18 protein-coding genes are annotated in these 22,519 nt (G+C 58.0%); 8 read left to right on the forward strand and 10 right to left on the reverse strand.

Translation table 11 applies throughout. The annotated features are described in order from the left end of the window. Positions 1 to 544: 544 nt before the first annotated feature. From rsmG to ravA, 7 genes are all read right to left on the reverse strand, one after another. Complete coding sequence (gene rsmG, locus HFD92_RS19425; protein WP_167429521.1) at positions 545 to 1,162, reverse strand: 16S rRNA (guanine(527)-N(7))-methyltransferase RsmG; 618 nt, start codon at positions 1,160 to 1,162, stop codon at positions 545 to 547. Between the two features lie 47 nt (positions 1,163 to 1,209). Beyond that, on the reverse strand, positions 1,210 to 3,099 hold the full coding sequence (mnmG, locus tag HFD92_RS19430) for a tRNA uridine-5-carboxymethylaminomethyl(34) synthesis enzyme MnmG (RefSeq protein WP_167429522.1): 1,890 nt from the start codon (positions 3,097 to 3,099) through the stop codon (positions 1,210 to 1,212). 433 nt (positions 3,100 to 3,532) lie between these two features. Continuing rightward, positions 3,533 to 3,973 carry an FMN-binding protein MioC gene (mioC, locus tag HFD92_RS19435; protein ID WP_167429523.1) on the reverse strand — a complete coding sequence of 147 codons (441 nt, stop codon included), beginning with the start codon at positions 3,971 to 3,973 and terminating at the stop codon, positions 3,533 to 3,535. Positions 3,974 to 4,128: 155 nt separating this feature from the next. Next, complete coding sequence (gene asnC, locus HFD92_RS19440; protein ID WP_009088190.1) at positions 4,129 to 4,590, reverse strand: transcriptional regulator AsnC; 462 nt, start codon at positions 4,588 to 4,590, stop codon at positions 4,129 to 4,131. Positions 4,591 to 4,693: 103 nt separating this feature from the next. Further along, complete coding sequence (ovoA, locus tag HFD92_RS19445) at positions 4,694 to 6,832, reverse strand: 5-histidylcysteine sulfoxide synthase (RefSeq protein ID WP_154929064.1); 2,139 nt, start codon at positions 6,830 to 6,832, stop codon at positions 4,694 to 4,696. Between the two features lie 217 nt (positions 6,833 to 7,049). Further along, positions 7,050 to 8,510, reverse strand: coding sequence for an ATPase RavA stimulator ViaA (gene viaA, locus HFD92_RS19450; protein ID WP_167429524.1), 1,461 nt, complete (start codon positions 8,508 to 8,510; stop codon positions 7,050 to 7,052). Then, the gene (gene ravA / locus HFD92_RS19455; protein WP_167429525.1) at positions 8,507 to 10,003 is read right to left on the reverse strand and encodes an ATPase RavA; all 1,497 of its coding nucleotides are present in this window, start codon (positions 10,001 to 10,003) and stop codon (positions 8,507 to 8,509) included. The genes viaA and ravA overlap by 4 nt, the downstream gene beginning before the upstream one ends. Before the next feature lie 290 nt (positions 10,004 to 10,293). On the opposite strand from ravA, the gene kup reads away from it, so the two are divergent. Next, a complete protein-coding gene (gene kup / locus HFD92_RS19460) occupies positions 10,294 to 12,162 on the forward strand; it encodes a low affinity potassium transporter Kup (RefSeq protein ID WP_009088184.1) in 1,869 nt (622 codons plus the stop codon). Positions 12,163 to 12,177: 15 nt separating this feature from the next. On the opposite strand, the gene qseC is transcribed toward kup, so the two are convergent. Then, complete coding sequence (gene qseC, locus HFD92_RS19465) at positions 12,178 to 13,533, reverse strand: quorum sensing histidine kinase QseC (protein ID WP_185185214.1); 1,356 nt, start codon at positions 13,531 to 13,533, stop codon at positions 12,178 to 12,180. After that, on the reverse strand, positions 13,521 to 14,192 hold the full coding sequence (gene qseB / locus HFD92_RS19470) for a quorum sensing response regulator transcription factor QseB (protein ID WP_009088182.1): 672 nt from the start codon (positions 14,190 to 14,192) through the stop codon (positions 13,521 to 13,523). Before qseB ends, qseC begins: the two co-directional genes overlap by 13 nt. Positions 14,193 to 14,354: 162 nt before the next feature. On the opposite strand from qseB, the gene HFD92_RS19475 reads away from it, so the two are divergent. From HFD92_RS19475 to rbsR, 7 genes are all read left to right on the forward strand, one after another. Beyond that, positions 14,355 to 14,762, forward strand: a complete 408-nt coding sequence (locus tag HFD92_RS19475; RefSeq protein WP_009088181.1) for a YgiW/YdeI family stress tolerance OB fold protein — start codon at positions 14,355 to 14,357, stop codon at positions 14,760 to 14,762. A 293-nt stretch (positions 14,763 to 15,055) separates the two neighbouring features. Further along, positions 15,056 to 15,475 carry a D-ribose pyranase gene (gene rbsD / locus HFD92_RS19480; protein ID WP_058957197.1) on the forward strand — a complete coding sequence of 140 codons (420 nt, stop codon included), beginning with the start codon at positions 15,056 to 15,058 and terminating at the stop codon, positions 15,473 to 15,475. 7 nt (positions 15,476 to 15,482) lie between these two features. Then, entirely contained in the window at positions 15,483 to 16,991 is a 1,509-nt protein-coding gene (gene rbsA / locus HFD92_RS19485; RefSeq protein ID WP_167429526.1) for a ribose ABC transporter ATP-binding protein RbsA, read from the forward strand. Continuing rightward, complete coding sequence (rbsC, locus tag HFD92_RS19490; protein WP_009088178.1) at positions 16,988 to 17,959, forward strand: ribose ABC transporter permease; 972 nt, start codon at positions 16,988 to 16,990, stop codon at positions 17,957 to 17,959. The genes rbsA and rbsC overlap by 4 nt, the downstream gene beginning before the upstream one ends. Before the next feature lie 25 nt (positions 17,960 to 17,984). Next, positions 17,985 to 18,860 (forward strand): ribose ABC transporter substrate-binding protein RbsB, encoded by an 876-nt coding sequence (rbsB, locus tag HFD92_RS19495; protein ID WP_009088177.1) that lies wholly within the window; start codon positions 17,985 to 17,987, stop codon positions 18,858 to 18,860. A 62-nt stretch (positions 18,861 to 18,922) separates the two neighbouring features. Then, positions 18,923 to 19,852 carry a ribokinase gene (gene rbsK / locus HFD92_RS19500; protein WP_167429527.1) on the forward strand — a complete coding sequence of 310 codons (930 nt, stop codon included), beginning with the start codon at positions 18,923 to 18,925 and terminating at the stop codon, positions 19,850 to 19,852. Between the two features lie 4 nt (positions 19,853 to 19,856). After that, positions 19,857 to 20,849 (forward strand): ribose operon transcriptional repressor RbsR, encoded by a 993-nt coding sequence (gene rbsR / locus HFD92_RS19505; RefSeq protein ID WP_009088175.1) that lies wholly within the window; start codon positions 19,857 to 19,859, stop codon positions 20,847 to 20,849. Here rbsR and mdtD read toward each other — a convergent pair. Beyond that, positions 20,846 to 22,246 carry a multidrug transporter subunit MdtD gene (gene mdtD / locus HFD92_RS19510; protein ID WP_009088174.1) on the reverse strand — a complete coding sequence of 467 codons (1,401 nt, stop codon included), beginning with the start codon at positions 22,244 to 22,246 and terminating at the stop codon, positions 20,846 to 20,848. The two genes, rbsR and mdtD, sit on opposite strands and share 4 nt — an antisense overlap. Positions 22,247 to 22,519: the final 273 nt, after the last annotated feature.

Consider the following 22,519-nt stretch of genomic DNA (forward strand, 5'->3'; position numbering starts at 1 on the left):
GGCTATTTTTCCAAAGATTACCCTGCCGGAATTCATCTGAATCGGACTGAAAATTCACTGGCGTCTTGCTTTTAAAGCGTGCTTTAGATCACATAATAAGCACCTGCGCCAGAATGAGTTTTATCGGGGCGCTATTTCAGCGCCCGGCCTGCATCGGTTAAGGCTAGTTGAATCAGCCACTTAAAATTAGATCGCTGTAGCGGAAAGCGTAATTTCCCGGAAAACAGGCTATTGACATCGAACTGTGCCTGAGAATCGTGAAACTGATATTACGCACGGCAGGTTATTACCGCGATATATTTTCTGACGTGACTATTTTTATTCCGCTACCCGGCTATACAAGTGATATTTCTGATAACCAAATGTGAATTAAAGGTTAAATGTAACAGAGCTTTTCGGATAATTTCCATCGGCCTTTTTAACCTTCTTACCGCGCGCGTTTAATCAAAAACTTTTATCACACCGATCTCGTCTGCGTTTTTTTTAATCAGCCGCCTGAGAGGGCCTGAGGCTGAAACGCGCTAAGACCCTGCTGACGATAAGGTTACTGGTGACGCAGAATGACCAGGTGGCGGTCACCGTCCAGCTGAGGCACCTGCAGTCTGATGACGGAATCTACCCCAAAGCCCGCCGGTAAAGCGGCAATTTCATCGTCTGGTCGCACCCCTTTCAGCGCAAAGAAGCGCCCTTCCCTTCCCGGCAGATGATGACACCAGGTCACCATATCGGTCAGGGAGGCAAAAGCACGGCTGATCACCCCGTCGAACGGGGGTTCCGCCGGGAAGGTCTCTACCCGGCTCTGGACCGGCGTGATGTTAGTAAGTCCTAACTCATGCTGAACCTGACGCAGGAACCGGACCCGCTTGCCCAGACTGTCGAGCAGCGTAAAGTGCGCCTCCGGCATGACGATAGCCAGCGGAATGCCTGGCAGACCCGGTCCGGTGCCAACATCAATAAAGCGTGCGCCCTGAAGATGCGGCGCCACCACGATACTGTCGAGGATATGACGCACCAGCATCTGCTGCGGATCGCGGACGGAGGTCAGGTTGTAGGCTTTGTTCCACTTATCCAGCAGGCCGACATAGGCAACCAGCTGCTGTTTTTGTTGATCGGAGAGGGAAATACCGGCTGCATTGAGCAGCGACGTGAGTGTGTTAATCACAGCATAAGTCCATTCAGCGGGGGCGAGTCTCCTCGCCCCGTTTAAGATCAGGCGCTTTTGCGCATCAGACCCTGTTTTTTCAGGTAAATAAGCAGAATCGAGATGGCCGCCGGGGTAATACCGGAAATGCGCGTCGCCTGCCCGATCGACGTCGGCTTGTGATCGTTCAGCTTGGCGATCACCTCATTGGAGAGTCCATTCACCTGGCGATAGTCGAGCTCAACCGGCAGCAGCGTGTTCTCATTACGCAACTGACGATCGATCTCTTCCTGCTGACGCGCGATGTAGCCTTCATACTTCACCTGAATCTCAACCTGCTCAGCGGCCTGCTCATCAGCCAGTGCCGGGCCGAAGGCCTCCAGCGCCATCAGCTTCAGATAGGTCATCTCTGGACGACGCAGCAGATCTTCACCACTCGCTTCTTTGGTCAGCGGTGCGCTGAGCACCGTATTGACGTCGGAAACGTGTTCGGATTTTGGATGAACCCAGATATCGCGCAGACGCTGACGCTCCTGCTCAATCGCTTCCAGCTTCTGATTGAAGCGCGCCCAGCGTGCATCATCGACCAGACCCAGTTCACGGCCGGTTTCGGTCAGACGCAGATCGGCATTGTCTTCGCGCAGCATCAGACGGTATTCGGCACGGGAGGTGAACATCCGGTACGGCTCTTTGGTGCCGAGCGTACAGAGGTCATCAACCAGCACGCCCAGATAAGCTTGATCGCGACGCGGTGCCCAGCCTTCTTTGTCAGCAGACTGACGCGCGGCGTTCAGACCGGCCAGCATCCCCTGCGCAGCGGCTTCTTCATAACCGGTTGTGCCGTTGATCTGTCCGGCAAAGAAGAGGCCGTCGATAAACTTACTCTCCAGCGTCGGTTTGAGATCGCGCGGATCGAAGAAGTCATACTCGATGGCATAACCCGGACGCACGATCTTCGCATTCTCCATCCCCTTCATTGAGCGGACGATCTGCATCTGCACGTCAAACGGCAGGCTGGTAGAGATACCGTTCGGGTAGATCTCATTACTGGTCAGCCCTTCCGGCTCCAGGAAGATCTGATGCGAGTTACGATCGGCAAAGCGCATGACTTTGTCTTCGATCGACGGGCAGTAGCGCGGGCCGATCCCTTCGATGATCCCGGCGTACATCGGGCTGCGATCCAGGTTTTCGCGGATCACGTTGTGGGTTTTCTCATTGGTATGAGTGATCCAGCACGGCACCTGCTGCGGATGCTGAGCGGTACTGCCCATAAACGAGAAGACCGGCATCGGGTTATCCCCATGCTGCGGGCTCAGCACTGAAAAATCGATGGTGCGAGCGTCAATGCGCGGCGGCGTGCCGGTTTTGAGGCGGTTTACCCGCAGCGGCAGCGCGCGAAGTCGTTTTGCCAGCGGAATGGACGGGGGATCACCTGCGCGACCGCCACTGTAGTTGTCCAGACCGATATGAATTTTGCCGTCCAGGAAGGTTCCTACGGTCAGTACCACGGTTTTCGCGCGGAACTTCAGTCCCATCTGAGTCACGGCACCCACCACACGATCGTTTTCAACGATGAGATCGTCGACCGCCTGCTGGAAGATCATCAGGTTGGGCTGGTTCTCCAGGGCAGTGCGCACCGCCTGGCGATAGAGCACGCGATCGGCCTGAGCACGGGTGGCCCGCACCGCCGGCCCTTTGCTGGCGTTTAGTATCCTAAACTGGATACCGGCCTGGTCGATCGCATGGGCCATCAGACCCCCCAGGGCATCCACTTCCTTCACCAAATGTCCTTTGCCAATGCCACCGATCGCCGGGTTGCAGGACATTTGTCCAAGCGTATCAATGTTATGGGTGAGTAACAGGGTTTGCTGACCCATTCGGGCTGCCGCCATTGCGGCTTCGGTGCCCGCATGACCACCACCAATTACGATGACGTCAAAAGGATCCTGATAAAACATGAAGTGGTACCTCGGTTGATGAACGTGCAGGATCGTCGTCCTGGGGCGTGGATTCTACTCAAATTCCGTCTGGGGTGAAAGCCGCGGGATCGTCCGGTTTTAAAAGAAAGGATCTTAGATCTGTATATGATCTTTCTGTTAGATCTCTTATTAGGATCCCGGCCTCCTGTGGATATGTGCCAGAAGCATTGCATAAACAACAGGATGGGCAGGATCACTAGCTGTGAGTGATCGGTGATCCTGATCCGTATAAGCTGGGATCAAAACCTTAGGTTATACACAGCTCAAAAAACATGCATCAGTTGTTCTTTGGATAACTACCGGTTATACGCAGTAAAAGAGGGTAGTTATCCACAAAATAAACGAGCGGAAAAGGATAAAATCAGCATCTTCCACTGGGGATCGTCACTATTTCGCGATCCCCGTCCACGATTCAGATCGCGTTTTTCCACGTTTCCAGCCAGGCCTCTGCCGGATCTTCAGGGATCTCATGCTCCAGCACGTCAATCTCCAGACGATCGCCTATCCGCTGCGCCCCCTGTGCGGTCAGCAGCGCATCAATCTGGCGGATCGCGCCGCAAAAGAGATCGTACTCATGGTTGCCGAGTCCGACAGCGCCAAAGCGAACCTGAGAAAGATCGGGCTGGCTGTCGCGGATGGCTTCAGCGAGTGGCAGCAGATTGTCAGGAATATCGCCGGCACCATGCGTTGAGCAGACCACCAGCCAGATACCGGTCTGCGGCACCTCATCCATCTCCGGGCCATGCAGCAGCTGCGTGGAGAAGCCTGCGTCCTGTAATTTTTCTTCCAGATGTTCAGCCACATACTCGGCGCTTCCCAGAGTACTGCCACTGATTAAGGTAATATCGGCCATCTTGCTCTCCCGGACAGTAAGGCGAGCATTGTACGCTGTGATCAAGCGGTGATCCACCTGTGGACAACAGGGTTAATGGATCGGGAAAGGCGAACGCAGCCGTTGTCAGCCGCCACATTCGTCAGGGATAAGATTATGCACAGGGAAAGGAACGATCAGGGCTTGATGGTACGCATGATCGGGTTTTGCAGCGAGATCAGGGTTTCGGTTGACTGAATTTCATCAATGGTCTGGATCTTGTTGATCAGCACCTGCTGCAGGGCATCGATTGACCGGCACATCACTTTAATAAAGATGCTGTAGTGACCGGTGGTGTACCAGGCTTCAACCACCTCATCCAGCGCATCCAGTTTGCTCAGCGCCGCCGGATAGTCACGCGCGCTCTTCAGGATAATGCCGATAAAGCAGCAGACATCAAACCCCAGCTGGCGCGGATCGATATCCACCCGCGTGCCCAGGATAATACCCGCCTGCTTCATCTTCTCTACGCGCACATGAATGGTGCCGGGACTGACATTAAACTGCTTTGCCAGCTCGGCGTAAGCGGTGCGCGCATTCTCCAGCAGGGCATTCAGAATGCCGCGATCCAGATTGTCGAGCTGCAGATGTTCGGCCATGGCCATCCTCGTTGTGGGTCTGCTTAAGTGAACAAGGGTGAATGTGCAGCAAAATAGTGGTTCAGGCAACTCCCGGCAGCGACGGGCGCCGCTGCCGGGTTGCTTAGCGTTTGCGCCAGACGGTGACCTGCGCCAGCGTATGCTGGAACTTGCGGGCCGTTTCGCGGATCACGAACGGCACATCCTGCGGTTCATCGATCAGCTCGAAGTCGGCGGCCAGCAGCCGTTGCAGCGCCTGCAGGGTCGTCAGGGCCTCTCCGTTTTCCCGCACGCCGCCCAGCCAGTTCTCTTTCGGCGTGAAATCTTCCAGCCAGGTGTAAGGCGATGAGAGCAGCAGAATGCCGCCCGGACGCAGCATCGGCGTCACATCCTGCAGGAAGCGCGCGGGCTGACGCAGACGATCGATCAGATTGGAGGCAAGCACCAGATCGTAACCGGCCGGTTGCGGCTTCAGGTTGCAGGCGTCCCCCTGCACAAAGCGGATTCGCTGCGCCAGATCGCTCTCCAGATCGAAATCTTTCAGGCGAACCTGACGATACTCGACCAGATCGCCCTCCTGAGGCAGGAGATAGCGGAAATCTTCACCGCTGGTCAGCTGCAGCGCCACATCGATGAAGCGCGCCGAGTAGTCCATGCCGGTGACGCGTTCGAAGTGGCGGGCCAGTTCGAAACTGGCGCGTCCGGTCGCGCAGCCGATATCCAGGGCGTCGCCCCGGGCGCGGGTGTAATTCAGCGCCAGCTTCACCAGGCTTTCGGCATAGTTTTCCACGCCGAAATAGCGCGGGCCATACTGGAAGTCGAGATACTGCGACACCATGGCGTCAGACTCATACGGATTCAGCGCCATGCTCTCCCTGTGCCCGGACACCACATAGCGGAAACCGGCATGCTGGAAGAAGTGGCGGCGAAACGCATAGCGTGCCGATTTCAGGGCTTCGTTGCCGGTGGATATCCAGCTGCCCCCTTTGATCAGCGAGTGTTTGCCATCAAACGTCGGCGTCGAGAAATCGTCGTAAAGCGGATGGACCCGGAAGCCTTCGAAGCCGTTAATTGGCGTGGTGGTCCACTGCCAGACGTTGCCGACGATATCGAAGAAGTCGCCCTGGGCGAACAGATCGACCGGTGACGAAGAGGCCCAGTAAGCCAGGTTAATGTTGCCCGGTGCCTGCTCCCAGTGCGGCTGGTCGCCGGCAACCTGTTCGCGCAGCTGAGTCCACTCCGCTTCGCAGGGAAGCTGTATCGCCAGCCCCGTCTGCTCTGCTTTCCAGCGGCAGAAGGCGGCGGCTTCCAGCTGATTGACCTCGGCAGGCCAGTCCCAGGGCATCGCCACCTCTTCACACATCAGACGCAGTTTCAGCTGATCGGGCATCGCAGGTGTGCCAACCCAGAAAGTGGGCATCTCTGCTTTGGCAAACTGACACCAGCCCCAGCCTTCATCATCCCACCAGCGACGATCCTGATATCCTCCCGCCTCGACGAAGGCCAGAAATTCTGCGTTGCTGACCAGCATTTTGCTCGCCTGGAACGGCTGCAGCGTAATCTGCTGGCGGCCATACTCATTATCCCAGCCGTAGGTGTCGTCAGTTTTACCCAGCGTGACCGTGCCGCCAGGCATCGGCAGCAGGGCGTTGGCCGGAACAGCCTGACGCTGGTGGCGCGCCAGCGGACAGATGGGCCATGCGGACTGCGGCTTAACCCACTCAATCGGAAGCTGGCGGATCAACACGCTGGAGGTTTCCAGATGGATGCGCTCATGCTCGATGCCCATCAGGATCACCCAGGCCGGACTTTCCCAGTCGATCGGCAGAGTGAGCGGCATGGTCTGGATGAGATCGCTGACCAGGGCTTTCACGCGTCCCCGGTATTCACGCACTTCATCGACGGTGGGCCAGTCGTAGTGACTGTCGTTGAGATCGTCCCAGCTCATCTCATCCACCCCAATCGCCATCATCGCTTCGATGCGATCGTTCAGACGCGCGTCGATGAGACGTCCGGCCATCAGCTTATTAATGTAGAAGGTCGCCGTGTGACCGAAATAGAAAATCAGGGGGTGGCGCAGCGGAATGGCTTTGGTGAACCAGGCCTGCGGATCCGCCAGACAGGTAAACAGACTCTCATACTGGTCCCAGGTCTGATGGAAATAGGCCAGCAAATCGGCACGTTTTTGTTCGCTATTCTGGCCGGAGAGCAATAACGTCCGCGTAGGTGCAGGCAGATCGCGGTGGGGTTGAGCAAGCGTCACAGGAAGCTCCAGATTGCTGAGTAAGTGAAACGGTAATTCACTATAGCAAAGAAGCTTTTCTGCCAGATGACTTAGAGCCTGCCCGTCAGGCTATTTTATTTGCCACTCTGAACCTGGGCAGTGCTCACAATCCTCACGTACTCCGTGTACGCTCCGGTTGTTCCGCGCTGTCCGTGTCCAGACTGCCTGCAACAATTACGCCTGTCGGGACAGGCTTTTAACGGCGCCAGTGGCGCAGAAGGCGGCTTTTCATGCCGGTATCGAAACGCCAGATATGGTCGAAGATGCGCAGAATACCGGGTTTCCCGTGGGCCGACATGGCCACCGCGTGAAAACGTTGCTGATTGTGTCGCTGGCGCTGTTTTATCGCCCCGATCACCTCTTCCGGCAGACGCTGGCCGATGAAATCGGAGACGATGACCGCATCCGCTTCCTGCCACAGTGCGCCCTCCATCCGGTTCACCACCGAGGAGAGGCAGGCGGCCAGATCGGTGCCGCCACGAAAGCGCTGGCTGAGAAAGCGAATCGCCTGTTCCAGCCCATCTTCCCCGGTCAGCTCGTAGCCGATGACTTCATGGGCAAACAGCATGATGTAGCAGCGACGCCGGTCAGCCAGCGCGACTTTCAGCAGCGCCAGACAAAACGCTTTTGCGCAGCGCTCGTTGAAGCCCCCCATGGAGCCGGAGGTATCCACGCAGACGATAAACGGCCCGCGGGGCTGCTCCTCATGCTGCTGATGGCTGGCCGGCCGCATCGTCACTTTTTCGTGCCAGGCCTCGCCCTGCAGACGATATGTCAGCAGCCGTTTCTCAACCAGGCGCCGGTAAAACTCCAGCTCCAGTTCGCTGATGCTCAGCGCGGCTAACTCCGGCGGCAGCAGACGCAGTACGTCATCGCTCTGATGAATGCCGCTCACCTCTTCCGGCACGGAAGCGGGCTCCTGCACCAGATGGTGAAAGGCCTCCATCGGGGCATCCTGTGACGGCACCGATTTAGCCTCCCGACTGCGGCCCAGCTGCTGTGCCAGCTTCAGCAGCTCCGGTTGCTGCGCGAGAAAATCACCATATTGCAGCATCAGCTGATAGTCGCCGGGCTGCAGTGACGCTTTGCTCATGTCCCATAACCGGCCTGCCGCCGCTTCATCATCGTCCCCCAGGATCGGGGCCAGCTGACCGCTCAGCGCCATGCGCTGCTGCAGCTCCGCCAGCAGGCGTTCGCGCTGCTGCTCCAGCAGCTGCTGATTCAGGGTCAGGGTCTGTAAGGTCAGACTCAGCCGCCAGCGCTGCAGAAAAAGCTGGTGCTGCGCGCTGCTGAGATGGTGGATATCGGTGTGCTGCAACAGCCGGTTCGCTTCATCCAGGAAGGGCGAAGGCAGGCTTTGCAGCGCCTGAAGCGTCGCATCCAGCTGGTGGATGAATTCACGATCGCTGAGGAGCTGAACCCGCTGAAAGAGCTGAAACTCCTCTGCCAGCGTGGCCGGAACCGGGGTGGCTTTGAGTTCCGCGTTGATCTCGGCCCGCCAGCGCGGCACATCGCGTAGCAGCGCTTTTTTCAGCCCGGGAAACTTTTCAAAAAACAGCGCAAGCTGTGGGGAGGCCAGCAGGGCGACGATCAGCTCTTCAATCAGTTCGGTCTCACCCACCGAGAGCAGGGTGCTGAGCGTCTCCACGGAGATCATTTACGCGCCTGTTTCATCTGCTCTGCCACATCCTGCAGGCTGGTTTCGACCCGCGCCAGCCAGTCGTCGCTGATAAACAGGCAGCGCTGATGCTGACTGAAGAGATGCCGCTGGGTGCGCAGTTCACTCTCCAGTGCATCCAGTGCCTCGGTAATCTCACCGGGCAGCGGCTCGCTGTTGCTGACGCCGGGCAGGGTCAGCCGCGACGACTGCAGACTGACATCGCGGATCGCCAGGCAGTGCTGCGCATCCACCTGAAGATCCAGACTCTGAGCAAAGCCGATGCCGTTGAGTTTGCCGCGCACCTCGCCCCCTTTCTGCAGCCACTGGTTCAGCGCATCACGCGCGATCACCAGGTGGGTAACCTGCATATCGTGCAGCATCAGCGGCTTTTGCAGCATCAGCGTCAGCTGCTCGTCGGTGAGGCTTTCGGGCATATCGTAGTGCGGCTTGCGGCTGAACATGCCGCTGTGCTTCTCCAGCGTGATGGCCTGCGCCACGCTCTGCTGTTGCTGCAGCGCCAGACGACGGGCTTTGATCTGATGCAGTTTCAGCAGCATCGGCTGCTGCTGCCAGGCGTGTTGTGTCATCAGATGGTCGATTTCGCGTTCCAGCAGCTGCATGGACGCCACGTCGTGCCAGAGGCAATCTTTCAGCAGGATCAGGTCTATCGGCGCAATCGCGCTGCGTCCGCTGTAAAAGGCGCTGGCCTGTAACAGGTGAATGGCTTTTTTCCAGCGACGATCGGAAATGTAGGGGGCGGCAGGCTGGCTCTCCAGCTGCTGACGCAGCTGATAGATCAGCTCGAAAACGGCATCCGGCAGCCCCACCTGGCTGATGCTGAGCTGCCACTGCGCATACTCCTCATCGCTGATGCGCAGAGATTCCGCCACCGGATTGGCGTGTTCATCCTGCTGGTGAGTCAGCATGCTGCGGAAGTTCTGCTTCTCATGCACGTTATCCAGCCACAGGCGGATCAGCATCCGGTCATAGAGCGCCTCAAGACCGCTGTCCGCTTCCGGGAGTTCATTGGAGGCGGTGACCAGCAGACGCATCGGGATGGTCTCTTCGCTGTCACCATTGCGGAAGCGGCGTTCGTTGATGGCGGTCAGCAGGGTATTCAGAATCGCCGGGCCGGCTTTCCAGATCTCATCCAGAAACACAATCTCTGCGTCGGGCAGATACCCTTTAGTGAGGCGCTGATAGCGCCCTTCATCCTTCAGCGCCTGAATGGAGAGCGGGCCAAACACCTCTTCCGGCGTCGAGAAACGGGTCATCAGATATTCAAAGGCGCGGGCGTGCTGAAAGGCATATTTGAGGCGGCGTGCTATCAGGCTCTTGGCGATGCCGGGCGGGCCCAGCAGGAACACGCTTTCACCGCTCAGCGCCGCCAGCAGGCAAAGGCGAATGGCATGATGCCGCTCATACAATCCTTTTTCTAACGCATTGCTCAGGCGAGAAATTCTTTCTGCCAAAAGATGGGGTTGAGCCATAATCACTTCAATGTCCTTACGATCGACGGGCCGCCGCGCTTAAGCAAGCGCCTTACTCTATAGATCATCATGCGTGAAAGCGTTGATAGCTGTCAGCTTTTTTGTATCAGAAGGTTTGCCTGCTATCACGCGGTATCCACTGACATTTTACCGCCTGAAGCGCCCCCGTTATCCGGCGAGCAAGGCGAAGCGGGTATAGGAATTTTCACCAATACGTGCATACTGTGCGCTTTTTGATGGCCTGAGCGAGGGGTGTTTGCGCCTCTCAGACTCCAACAAAAGATAACTCTATGAGCTCAGATAATAAGCAGTCCCTTCCCGGATTAACGCTGGCCGCGATTGGTGTTGTTTACGGGGATATCGGCACCAGTCCGCTCTATACCCTGCGTGAATGTCTCTCCGGACAGTTTGGTTTCGGCGTTGAACGGGAAGCAGTGTTTGGCTTTCTGTCGCTGATTTTCTGGCTGCTGGTGCTGGTGGTCTCACTCAAATATATCAGTTATGTGATGCGCGCCGACAACGCCGGAGAGGGCGGTATTCTGACCCTGATGTCGCTGGCGGGCCGCCACACCGGTGCGCGCGCCACGGCGGTGCTGGTGATCATGGGACTGATTGGCGGCAGCTTCTTCTATGGGGAGGTGGTGATCACTCCGGCCATTTCGGTGATGTCCGCGATTGAGGGCCTGGAGATTGCCGCGCCGTCACTGGATCCTTTTATTGTGCCGATGTCGATTGCGGTGCTGACGCTGCTGTTTGTGATTCAGAAACATGGCACCGGTATGGTGGGCAAACTGTTCGCGCCCGTGATGCTGATCTGGTTCCTGGTGCTGGCGGTCCTGGGGGCCTGCGGCATCATGAAAAACCCGGAAGTGCTGCACGCACTCAATCCCGCCTATGCCATTGAGTTCTTCCTGCACTACAAGTCGGTCTCGTTCTTCGCGCTGGGCGCTGTCGTGCTGGCGATTACCGGCGTGGAGGCACTCTATGCGGATATGGGCCACTTCGGCAAAGTGCCGATCCGGCTGGCCTGGTTCTCGGTGGTGCTGCCGTCGCTGGTGCTGAACTACTTTGGTCAGGGCGCGCTGCTGCTCAGCGATCCGAAAGCGATTAAAAACCCCTTCTTCCTGCTGGCCCCGGACTGGGCGCTAATCCCGATGCTGATTCTGGCGACGCTGGCCACCGTGATCGCCTCACAGGCGGTTATCTCTGGCGTCTTCTCGCTGACGCGTCAGGCGGTGCGACTGGGCTATCTGCCTGGGATGCGTATCATCCACACCTCTGAGCGCGAGTCGGGTCAGATCTATATTCCGGCCATCAACTGGGTGCTCTATTTCGCCGTGCTGATTGTGATTATCAGCTTTGAGCATTCGAGTAACCTGGCGGCGGCCTACGGTATCGCCGTGACCGGCACCATGGTCCTGACCTCGATCCTCGTCTGCACCGTGGCCATTAAAAACTGGCACTGGCAAAAGCTGGCCGTCGGCCTCATCCTGGTGCTGCTGCTCTTTATCGACGTGCCGCTGTTTACCGCCAACCTGGTGAAAATCTTCTCCGGTGGCTGGCTGCCACTCTGCCTCGGTCTGGTGATGTTTATCATTATGACGACGTGGAAAAGCGAGCGTTTCCGCCTGCTGCGTCGCATGCATGAGCACGGTAACTCCCTGGAGGCGATGATCGCCTCGCTGGAGAAGTCGCCGCCGGTTCGCGTGCCGGGCACCGCGGTCTATATGTCGCGTGCGCTGAATGTGATTCCGTTCGCCATGCTGCATAACCTCAAGCACAACAAGGTATTGCATGAGCGCGTGGTGCTGCTGACGCTGAGAACGGAAGATGCGCCCTACGTTCACAACGTGCGGCGTGTGACGATTGAGCAGCTCTCACCGACCTTCTGGCGGGTGGTCGCCAGTTACGGCTGGCGTGAAACGCCTAACGTTGAGGAGATTTTCCATCGCTGCGGGCTGGAAGGGCTGAACTGCCGCATGATGGAGACGTCGTTCTTTATGTCGCACGAGTCGCTGATCATCGGCAAACGCCCCTGGTATCTGCGCCTGCGCGGCAAACTCTTCCTGGCGCTGCAGCGCAACGCACTGCGCGCACCCGACCAGTTCGAGATCCCGCCAAACCGGGTTATCGAGCTGGGCACCCAGGTCGAGATTTGACGGGTCGCGCCCGCCTTACGGGGTGGGCGCGGACCAGCGCAGCGTGACGCACAGGCCGCTGCCGGGACGCTGGCTGAAGCTCACCTGCATCCCGTGCAGCTGGGCAATATTACGCACAATCGAGAGTCCCAGTCCGCTGCCACTCTTCTCCTGACCGGGCGGTCGCCAGAAACGTTCACCAAGACGCTGGCGGTCGGCTTCACTCAATCCCTCGCCGTTATCCTCCACCGCCAGGCTGTTCGCCTGTAACCGCACATCAACTTCACTGCCTGCTGGCGTATAACGAATGGCGTTATCCAGCAGATTACGCACCAGCAGTGACAGCAGCAGCGCATGCCCCTGAATCTGCGGATCGGCGTCGGCATGCAGCCGCAGCGTCACGCCCGCTTTATCCGCCAGCGGCAGCTGGGCGGCCAGCGTCTCCTGAACCGTGCGCTTCAGCGCCACCGGCCCGAAGGCACTGCGCGCATCGTCAGCTTCCACCCGCGAGAGCGTCAGCAGCTGATCCACCAGCCGCGTGGCGCGCAGGATCCCGGCATCCAGCTGCTGCAGCGCATGGGTGCGCATCACCTCATCATCCGCCGTCAGCTGAATGACCTCACTTTGCACCTGCAGTGCAGCCAGCGGACTGCGCAGCTCGTGCGCCGCATCGGCGGTAAAGCGCCGTTCGCGCTGCATCATGGCGCTGATGCGGCGGAAGAGGCCATTCAGCGCCACCATCAGCGGCTGGACCTCTTTCGGCACCCGCCCGGCCTGCAGCGGCGTATCATCATCGGGCGCGCGCTGCGCCAGCTGCTTCGCCAGCCTCTTCAGCGGGCGCAGTTCAGACCAGATCAGCCCCATCAGCAGCAGCAACATAAACGGCAGCGCGATCAACCAGGGCAGCACGCTCGCTTTCATTACGTCCTGTGTCATGTCATCCCGATATTCCAGCTCCTGGCCGACCACCACGCGAAACTGCTTGTCGGGAGTGGTGAGCCAGACAAATCGCCAGCGATCATCATCATTCGTGAGCTGACCTTCATGGAATCCCTGAGACGCTGCGTCGAACGGCAGATAGCGGCCATTATCCCCATCGTTCATCACCTGCCTGCCGTCATGCGTGAAGACGGCAAACGCCAGGGCGTCGTCATCCTGTTCGCCGCGATGGTGGCGCAGGATCGCTTTGGTTTTTGGCAGCGTGGTGTTCTCCAGCGTCGAAAAATTCAGTGTCAGCAGACGCTTTGCCAGCAGCATCTGCTGGGTATCGAAGAGTTCATCCAGGGTTTCACGCGTCTGATGCCAGGCACTGAGGCTGGCGCTGACCCAGCAGAGAGCGACCAGCAGCACAAAACCGATGCCAAGCCGCAGAAACAGGCTCATTGATCGCATTCGGCGGCTCCCAGGGTATAGCCGACGCCGTGCAGCGTGCGGATGAACTGACTGCCCAGTTTTTTACGCAGATGATGGATATGCACCTCCACCGCATTGCTGGAGACATCGGCATCCCAGCTGTAGAGCTTCTCCTCCAGCTGGCTGCGCGTCAGCACCCGGCCAGGATTTCGCATAAACAGCTCCAGCAGCGCCAGCTCCCGGCTTTTCAGCGCAATGGTTTCCCCCTCGCGCATCACACTGTGACCGCCGGGGATCAGCACCACATTGCCGTGACGAAGTTCAGGCTGAAGCTGGCCGTGCCGGCGGCGAATCAACGCCTGCAGGCGCGCGGCCACCTCGGTCAGGGCAAAAGGTTTACACAGATAGTCATCGGCGCCCTGCTGCAGCCCTTCGACCCGCTGGTCGAGTGCATCGCGCGCGGTCAGGATTAACACCGGAACATCTTTGCCCTGCTGCCGCCACTGTCGCAGAATATCGAGCCCGTCGCGTTCGGGCAGAGAGAGATCCAGAATCACCGCATCCCAGGGGGCCGCGTCCAGCGCGTTAAAGCCCGCCTCACCGGAGGTAAACCAGTCAACGCTGAAGCCCAGCCTGCTCAGCCCTGCCTTAATACCGTCACCAATTAAGCGATCGTCTTCAATCAGTAAAATACGCATGATGTCTCCCTGTTCCGATAGCGTTTTATACGAAGCCCCCTCCTGCTTGTACAGCGGATTCCGGCAAATATCGTCTATTTTTAATGCTTAAGAAGCTGTTAAGAACTCTGTGGTCAACTGGGCCTGTTCCACCCGGACCGACCACTAAAAAAGGGGTACACCATGAAAAAGCACGCTGCTATTCTGACCGTCGTTATGCTGGCTTCCGCGCCGGTTTTTGCTGCACAGCAGGGCGGATTTGTTGATCCCAGTGCGCCCGCCGCACAGACGAAGGCTGCCGCTGGCCAGGGCGGTTTTCGTGCCGACCAGACCAGTGTGGTGACGGTGAAGCAGGCGGAAGAGATGAAAGATGACAGCTGGATCACCGTGCGCGGCAAGCTGGAGAAACAGATCGGCGATGAAGATTATCTGTTCCGCGACCAGACCGGCACGATGAAAGTCGAAATCGACCACAAGCACTGGAACGGCCAGACCATCTCACCGAAAGACAATGTTGAGCTGACGGGTGAGCTGGATAAAGATTTCAACAGCATTGAGATGGACGTCAAACAGGTTAAGAAACTGCCTTAATCTTTTTTTCAGGCCCGCGCCTCTCCCGGCGCGGGACGCTTTCCTCCTCTGTCCATCTCCTCTCTGTCTGGTGCTGAACCCTTGCTGCCCGTTTTTTCCGGCGTTAAGTTTGCCAGCCGCCTGAGACTGCCTTCACGATCCTTTTTTCAGCCCCTCTCCTGCCCTGATTCAAATTCTCGCCCGCGTAAGCGAAACGTTTCGATAGCGATCACAGATTTCTTCTTTGCCGGTTGAGTTGATGGCGGCATTTCATACACTCCTGTCAGCGAAACGTTTCGCTGTGGAGTGAAAAGATGAAAAAAGGTCGCCTGTTAAACGCTGAACTCTCTCATGTGATTGCCCGCCTGGGACACACGGATACGCTGACGATTGCGGATGCTGGCCTGCCGATTCCAGCCGGTCCGCAGCGTATTGATCTGGCGCTCACACCGGGTACGCCCGATTTTATGCAGGTGGTGAATGCGGTTGCCCTGGAGATGCAGGTAGAAAGCGCCCTGATGGCGGAGGAGATTCAGCAGCACAATCCGCCTCTTCACCGTGCGCTGATTGCCGCACTCGAAGCCCTGCAGCAGCAGCAGGGGAACGTCATCACCATCCGCTACCTCTCGCATGAACAGTTCAAACAACACACGCAGCGTAGCCAGGCGGTCATTCGCAGCGGGGAGTGCTCTCCGTTTGCCAATGTCATCCTCAGCGCCGGTGTGACCTTCTGAGGCCGCTATGCAACCTTTACTGCAACTCGACGGCATTGAAAAATCCTTTCCAGGGGTGAAAGCCCTTAAGGGTGCTTCGCTGAATGTCCGCGCAGGTCGCGTGATGGCGCTGGTCGGAGAGAACGGCGCAGGCAAGTCCACCATGATGAAAGTCCTGACCGGGATCTACCAGTATGATGCCGGTACGCTGCGCTGGCTCGGCAAAGAGACCCGCTTCAGTGGGCCGAAAGCGTCGCAGGAAGCGGGCATTGGCATCATCCATCAGGAACTGAACCTGATCCCGCAGTTAACCGTGGCGGAGAACATTTTTCTTGGTCGCGAATATGTCAGCCGGTTTGGCCGCATTCAGTGGCAACGCATGTATGCCGAAGCCGACGCGCTGCTCAAACGCCTCAATCTGCGCTTCAGCAGCCACAAGCTGGTGGGCGAGCTGTCGATTGGCGATCAGCAAATGGTCGAAATCGCCAAAGTGCTGAGCTTTGAATCGCAGGTGATCATCATGGATGAGCCGACCGACGCGCTGACCGACACCGAAACGCTGTCGCTGTTCCGGGTGATCAATGAGCTGAAAGCGCAGGGCTGCGGCATCGTCTACATCTCGCATCGCATGAAAGAGATCTTTGAGATCTGCGATGACGTCACGGTGTTCCGTGACGGGCAGTTTATTGCGGAGCGTCCGGTCAGCGCGCTGACCGAAGAGAGCCTGATCGAGATGATGGTCGGGCGCAAACTGGAAGATCAATATCCCCGTCTGGATCAGGCGCCCGGCGACGTGCGCCTGAAAGTGGAAAACGTCAGCGGACCGGGCGTGGATAAGGTCAGCTTCAGCCTGCGCAAAGGCGAAATTCTGGGTATCTCCGGCCTGATGGGCGCGGGCCGTACCGAACTGATGAAGGTGCTTTACGGCGCGCTGCCGCGCCATGAAGGCAAACTGTGGCTCAGCGGCCGCGAAGTGGTAACGCGTTCGCCACAGGATGGGCTGGCTAACGGCATCGTCTATATCTCCGAGGATCGTAAGCGCGACGGCCTGGTGCTGGGCATGTCGGTAAAAGAGAACATGTCGCTGACGGCGTTACGTTATTTCAGTCGCGGCAACGGGTCGCTGAAGCACGCGGCAGAGCAGCTGGCGGTCGGCGATTTTATCCGGCTGTTCAATGTGAAAACGCCCTCAATGGAGCAGCCGATTGGCCTGCTTTCCGGGGGCAACCAGCAGAAAGTGGCGATTGCCCGCGGACTGATGACCCGGCCCAACGTACTGATTCTGGACGAACCGACCCGCGGTGTGGATGTCGGCGCGAAGAAAGAGATCTATCAACTGATTAACCAGTTCAAGGCCGAAGGGCTGAGCATCATCCTCGTTTCCTCGGAAATGCCGGAAGTGCTGGGCATGAGCGACCGGATTCTGGTGATGCATGAAGGCCGTATCAGCGGCGAATTTACCCGGGAAGACGCCACTCAGGAACGTCTGATGGCCGCCGCCGTAGGCAAGCAACACAGCGAGGATTTAGTGGTATGACAACCCAAACGTTACCTGCCAGCCGCCGCTGGTTTAGCAAAAGCTGGTTACTGGAGCAGAAGTCGCTGATTGCGCTGATGGTGCTGATAGCCGTGGTCGCCAGTCAGAGTCCGAACTTCTTTACCGTCGCGAACCTGTTCAACATCCTGCAGCAGACCTCGGTGAATGCCATTATGGCGGTCGGGATGACGCTGGTGATCCTGACTTCCGGTATCGACCTCTCTGTGGGATCGCTACTGGCGCTGACCGGTGCGGTAGGCGCGTCGCTGGTGGGTATGGAGGTCAATGCCCTGGTGGCGGTGGCGGCCTCGCTGGCGCTGGGGGCGGCAATCGGTGCCCTGACCGGCACCATCGTGGCGCGCGGCAGGGTACAGGCGTTTATTGCCACGCTGGTCATGATGCTGCTGTTACGCGGCGTCACTATGGTCTATACCGACGGTAGCCCGATTAACACCGGATTCAGCGCCAATGCCGATTTGCTGGGCTGGTTTGGTATTGGTCGCCCGCTGGGTGTGCCTGCACCGGTCTGGCTGATGGCGCTGGTCTTTATCGCCGCCTGGTACATGCTGCAGCATACCCGCCTGGGCCGTTATATCTATGCGCTGGGCGGTAACGAAGCGGCTACCCGTCTCTCCGGCATCAATGTGAATCGCGTCAAAATCATCGTCTATTCACTGAGTGGCATGCTGGCGGCGCTGGCGGGCACGATTGAAGTGGCCCGTCTCTCTTCGGCACAGCCTACTGCGGGCACCGGCTATGAGCTGGATGCGATTGCCGCGGTGGTGCTGGGTGGCACCAGCCTGGCGGGCGGTAAAGGGCGTATTTTCGGCACGCTGATCGGTGCGCTGATCCTCGGCTTCCTGAACAACGGCCTGAACCTGATGGGCGTCTCTTCTTACTACCAGATGATCGTTAAAGCGGTAGTCATCCTGCTGGCGGTGCTGGTGGATAATAAAAGCAGTAAATAACTCTGACCTTACACAGGATAATAAGATGAAAAAGTTAACCGCACTGGCCATCATCCTTGGCGCAACCCTCAGTACCAGCGCTATGGCAAAAGAGACCATCGCCCTGGTGGTTTCGACCCTGAATAACCCCTTCTTCGTTTCGCTGAAAGAGGGTGCGCAGAAAGAAGCCGATAAGCTGGGCTACAACCTGGTGGTGCTGGATTCACAAAACAATCCGGCGAAAGAGCTGGCAAACGTGCAGGATCTGACGGTGCGCGGCACTAAACTGCTGCTGATCAACCCTACCGACTCGGATGCTGTAGGCAATGCCGTGAAGATGGCTAATCAGGCGAACATCCCGGTCATCACACTGGATCGCGTCGCGTCACAGGGCAAAGTTGTCAGCCATGTCGCCTCCGATAACCGGTTCGGCGGTAAAATGGCCGGTGACTTCATCGCCAAAAAAGTCGGTGAAAACGCGAAAATTATTGAGCTGCAGGGCATTGCCGGGACCTCCGCGGCCCGTGAACGTGGCGAAGGTTTCAAACAGGCGGCCGATGCGCATAAGTTCCAGATCCTCGCCAGCCAGCCCGCTGACTTTGACCGCACCAAAGGGCTGAACGTTATGCAGAACCTGCTGCAGGCCCACCCGGATGTGCAGGCCGTCTTCGCGCAGAACGATGAAATGGCTCTGGGTGCTCTGCGCGCGCTGCAGACCGCCGGTAAAACCGGTGTGATCGTGGTCGGTTTTGACGGCACGGCGGATGGCGTGAAAGCGGTTGAAAGTGGCAAACTGTCCGCGACCGTGGCACAGATGCCGGACAAAATTGGCATGATCGGCGTGGATACCGCTGATAAAGTGCTGAAGGGTGAAAAAGTGCAGGCGATCAATCCGGTCGACCTGAAGCTGGTCACTCAATAACTCAAAGAAAAGCAGGGCACCGCGCCACCCTTCCGGTGGCGCACTTATTCCGGACTCCCCTAATGAGCAAAAACGCAAAACTGGCCGTTCTTGGCAGCATTAACGCTGACCACATCCTTAATCTGGCGCACTTTCCTCGTCCCGGTGAAACGGTGATCGGGCAGAATTATCAGATTGCGTTTGGCGGTAAAGGTGCGAATCAGGCGGTTGCCGCCGGTCGCGCAGGCGCCGATATCGCCTTTATCGCCTGTGTGGGCGCTGACGACATGGGTGAACGGATTCGTCAGCAGCTGGCGCAGGACAATATTGATACCACCCCGGTTGAAGTGGTTGCGGGTGAGTCCACCGGCGTGGCGATGATTTTCGTTAACGGTGACGGCGAAAACAGTATCGGTATCTACGCCGGTGCCAACGCGGCGTTAACGCCTGCCTGTGTGGCGCGTCATCAGCCGGTCATCGCTGCAGCCGATGCGCTTCTTATGCAGCTGGAGTCACCGCTGGAGAGCGTTCTGGCCGCGGCCACGTTTGCCCGACAGCATCAGACCCAGGTGATTCTCAATCCGGCCCCGGCCACCCCGCTCTCTGACGACCTGCTGGCGCTGGTCGACATTATTACGCCGAATGAGACCGAAGCGGAGATCCTGACCGGCATCGCCGTCAACAGCGATGAAGATGCTGCCCGCGCCGCGGCAGCGTTACATGCAAAGGGCATCGGCACGGTGTTAATTACGCTGGGGCGCCGCGGCGTCTGGCTGAGCGAACAGGGTGAGGGCCAGCGCATTGCAGGCTTCAGCGTGAAGGCGATCGATACTATCGCGGCGGGCGATACCTTTAATGGTGCGTTTATTACCGCGCGACTGGAGCAGAAGCCGATTTATGAGGCCGTACGATTTGCCCACGCCGCCGCCGCGATTGCCGTGACCCGCTCGGGTGCACAGCCCTCCGTGCCGTGGCGCGCGGAGATCGATGAATTTTTGCAGCAGCAGGGCTAAGCGCTTGAGTACCATGAAAGATGTCGCTCGCCTGGCGGGCGTCTCTACTTCCACCGTCTCGCACGTCATCAACAACAATCGCTTTGTCAGTGAAGGCGTGCGGGAAAAAGTCGAGCAGGCGATACGTCATCTGAATTACGCCCCCTCGGCACTGGCGCGCAGTCTGAAGATCAACCAGACCCACACGATAGGCATGTTGCTGACCACCAGTAGTAACCCGTTCTATGCGGAGGTGGTGCGGGGCGTAGAAGAGAGCTGCTATCAGCGTGGCTACAGCCTGATCCTCTGTAACACCGCCGGGGATGAGGAGCGGATGAACCGCAGCCTTGAGACGCTGATGCAAAAGCGCGTCGATGGCTTACTGATTATGTGCACCGAAAGTCACCTTCCTTCCGCAGACATTCTGAATCGCTACCCCTCTATCCCGGCCGTCATGATGGACTGGGCGCCATTTGAAGGGCGGGGCGACATTATTCAGGATAACGCCCTGCTGGGAGGCGAACTGGCAACTCAGCATCTTATCGACAGCGGCTATACCCGCATCGCCTGCATCGCCGGCCCGCAGGATAAGACTCCAGCCCGCATGCGTCTGCAGGGGTATCGCAACGCCATGACAAAAAGCGGCCTTGAGATCCTGCCGGGCTACGTGGTGAGCGGTGACTTTGAATTTCAGGGCGGTTACAACGGGATGGTAGAGCTGCTGGCACTGGACACGCCACCGGATGCGGTGTTCACCAGCAACGACGCCATGGCGGTCGGCGTTTACCATGCGCTCTATCAGGCGGGACTGCAGGTTCCGCAGCAGATGGCGGTCATGGGCTATGACGATATCGAACTGGCGCGCTATCTTTCTCCGCCACTGAGTACCGTTCATCAGCCAAAAGATGCCTTGGGCGAACTGGCGATAGACACCTTGATCCATCGTCTCAGCGATCCCGACGCCAGCCAGCAGACGCTGGTGCTGACGCCGGAGCTCGTGGTGCGTGGGTCGGCTTAAGCCTTTTTCTTCCTGTCGCGATTGGTGATCAGGTTACGTCCATCCCCGTTTTTCAGCAGCATAAAGGTCAGCCCGGAGAAGACGGTTATCACGCCCATAGTCAGAAACGTGGCGTGAAACTGTGAAATGGTGCTGGTTTCAAACTCCTGATAGAAGCGCAGTACCGCGGCGCTGACGGCCACACCAAAACTGATCGCTAACTGCTGCGTCACGGCCAGCACGCTGTTGCCGCCGCTGGCGTTGTCATCATCCAGATCGGCCAGCGTGATCGTGTTCATGGCCGTGAACTGTGTCGACATGGCCATGCCGAGAATAAACAGCGGCAGTAACAGCACAATAATGCTCTCAGCAGGCGACTGCAGGGAGAAGCTGGCGATCAGAATGCCAATGATGGCGGTAATGCCGACCAGCAGGCGGCGGTATCCCAGCCAGCGCAGCAGCTGGGTCACCGTGGATTTCGCCAGGATAGAGCCTATCGCGGTGGGAGCCATCATGCAGCCTGCGATAATCGCTGAATAGCCAAAACCGACCTGCAACATCAGTGGCATTAAAAAGGGCACGCAGCCCGTGCCGAGACGTGACGCGATGTTGCCACCGATGCCGACTGAGAAGGTGCGGGTTTTAAACATCGGCAGGCTGATCAGCGGTGAAGGGTGACGCCGGGCATGCACTATATAGAGGAGCAACAGCACAATCCCGCCCAGTAATATCCCGCCCGCCAGCCAGGCTGAGACAATCCGCTCGCCAAACAGCTCAATACCGATTGAGATCATCACCAGTCCGGCCCCGAATAATAAGAAGCCTGCAAAGTCGAAGCGGCGCTTGGGCGTGGTGAAGTCCGGCATATATTTGCGTGCAAAGACAATACCGAGAATGCCTATTGGAATGTTGATCAGGAAAATCCAGTGCCAGGTGGCGTAGGTGACCAGAACGCCGCCCAGCATCGGTCCCAGTATCGGACCCACTAATCCCGGCATGGTGACAAAGTTGAGCACCGGCAGCAGCTCACTGCGCGGATAGGCACGCAACAGCGCCAGCCGGGCAACCGGCATCATCATGGCGCCGCCGACGCCCTGCACGATGCGTGACATAACCAGCACCGACAGCGTAGGCGAAAGCGCACAGGCCAGTGAGCCAAGGGTAAACAGTGACACGGCAACGATAAACACCTTACGCGTGCCGAAACGATCGGCAAGCCAGCCGCTGACCGGAATCAACATAGCAACAGTCAGGGTGTAGCTGATAACGGCGGATTGCATGGCCAGGGGAGAACGATCGAGGCTGGAGGCGATGGCGGGCAGTGCAGTATTCAGTATGGTGGCGTCGAGTGACTGCATGAAAAAGGCCATGGCAGCTATCCATGGCAAACCGGCCATGCTGCGCGCGGATCTTATCATTGAGTGTCCTTCTGGGGTTATCCTGCGACAAGAAGCAAAATAATAGCACCCGCAATCCGCCACGGCAGGTCTCTTTACAACGTTTAATGGCGGTTTTTGTGCGTTATTCAGGCGCGAAACGTCTGTTTTTAACCCGTTCGTTTAAAAAAGATGCGCTCAGCAAATTAATTCAAAGAAACACTTGTCAGCCCGCGGAAACTCCCTATAATGCGCCTCCATCGACACGGCACACCGGCAACGGGAAACGGGTTGAAGGTTCAGGAGACTGAGCCG

The organism is Pantoea sp. EKM101V (genome assembly GCF_011800325.1).
Classification (GTDB): domain Bacteria; phylum Pseudomonadota; class Gammaproteobacteria; order Enterobacterales; family Enterobacteriaceae; genus Pantoea; species Pantoea anthophila.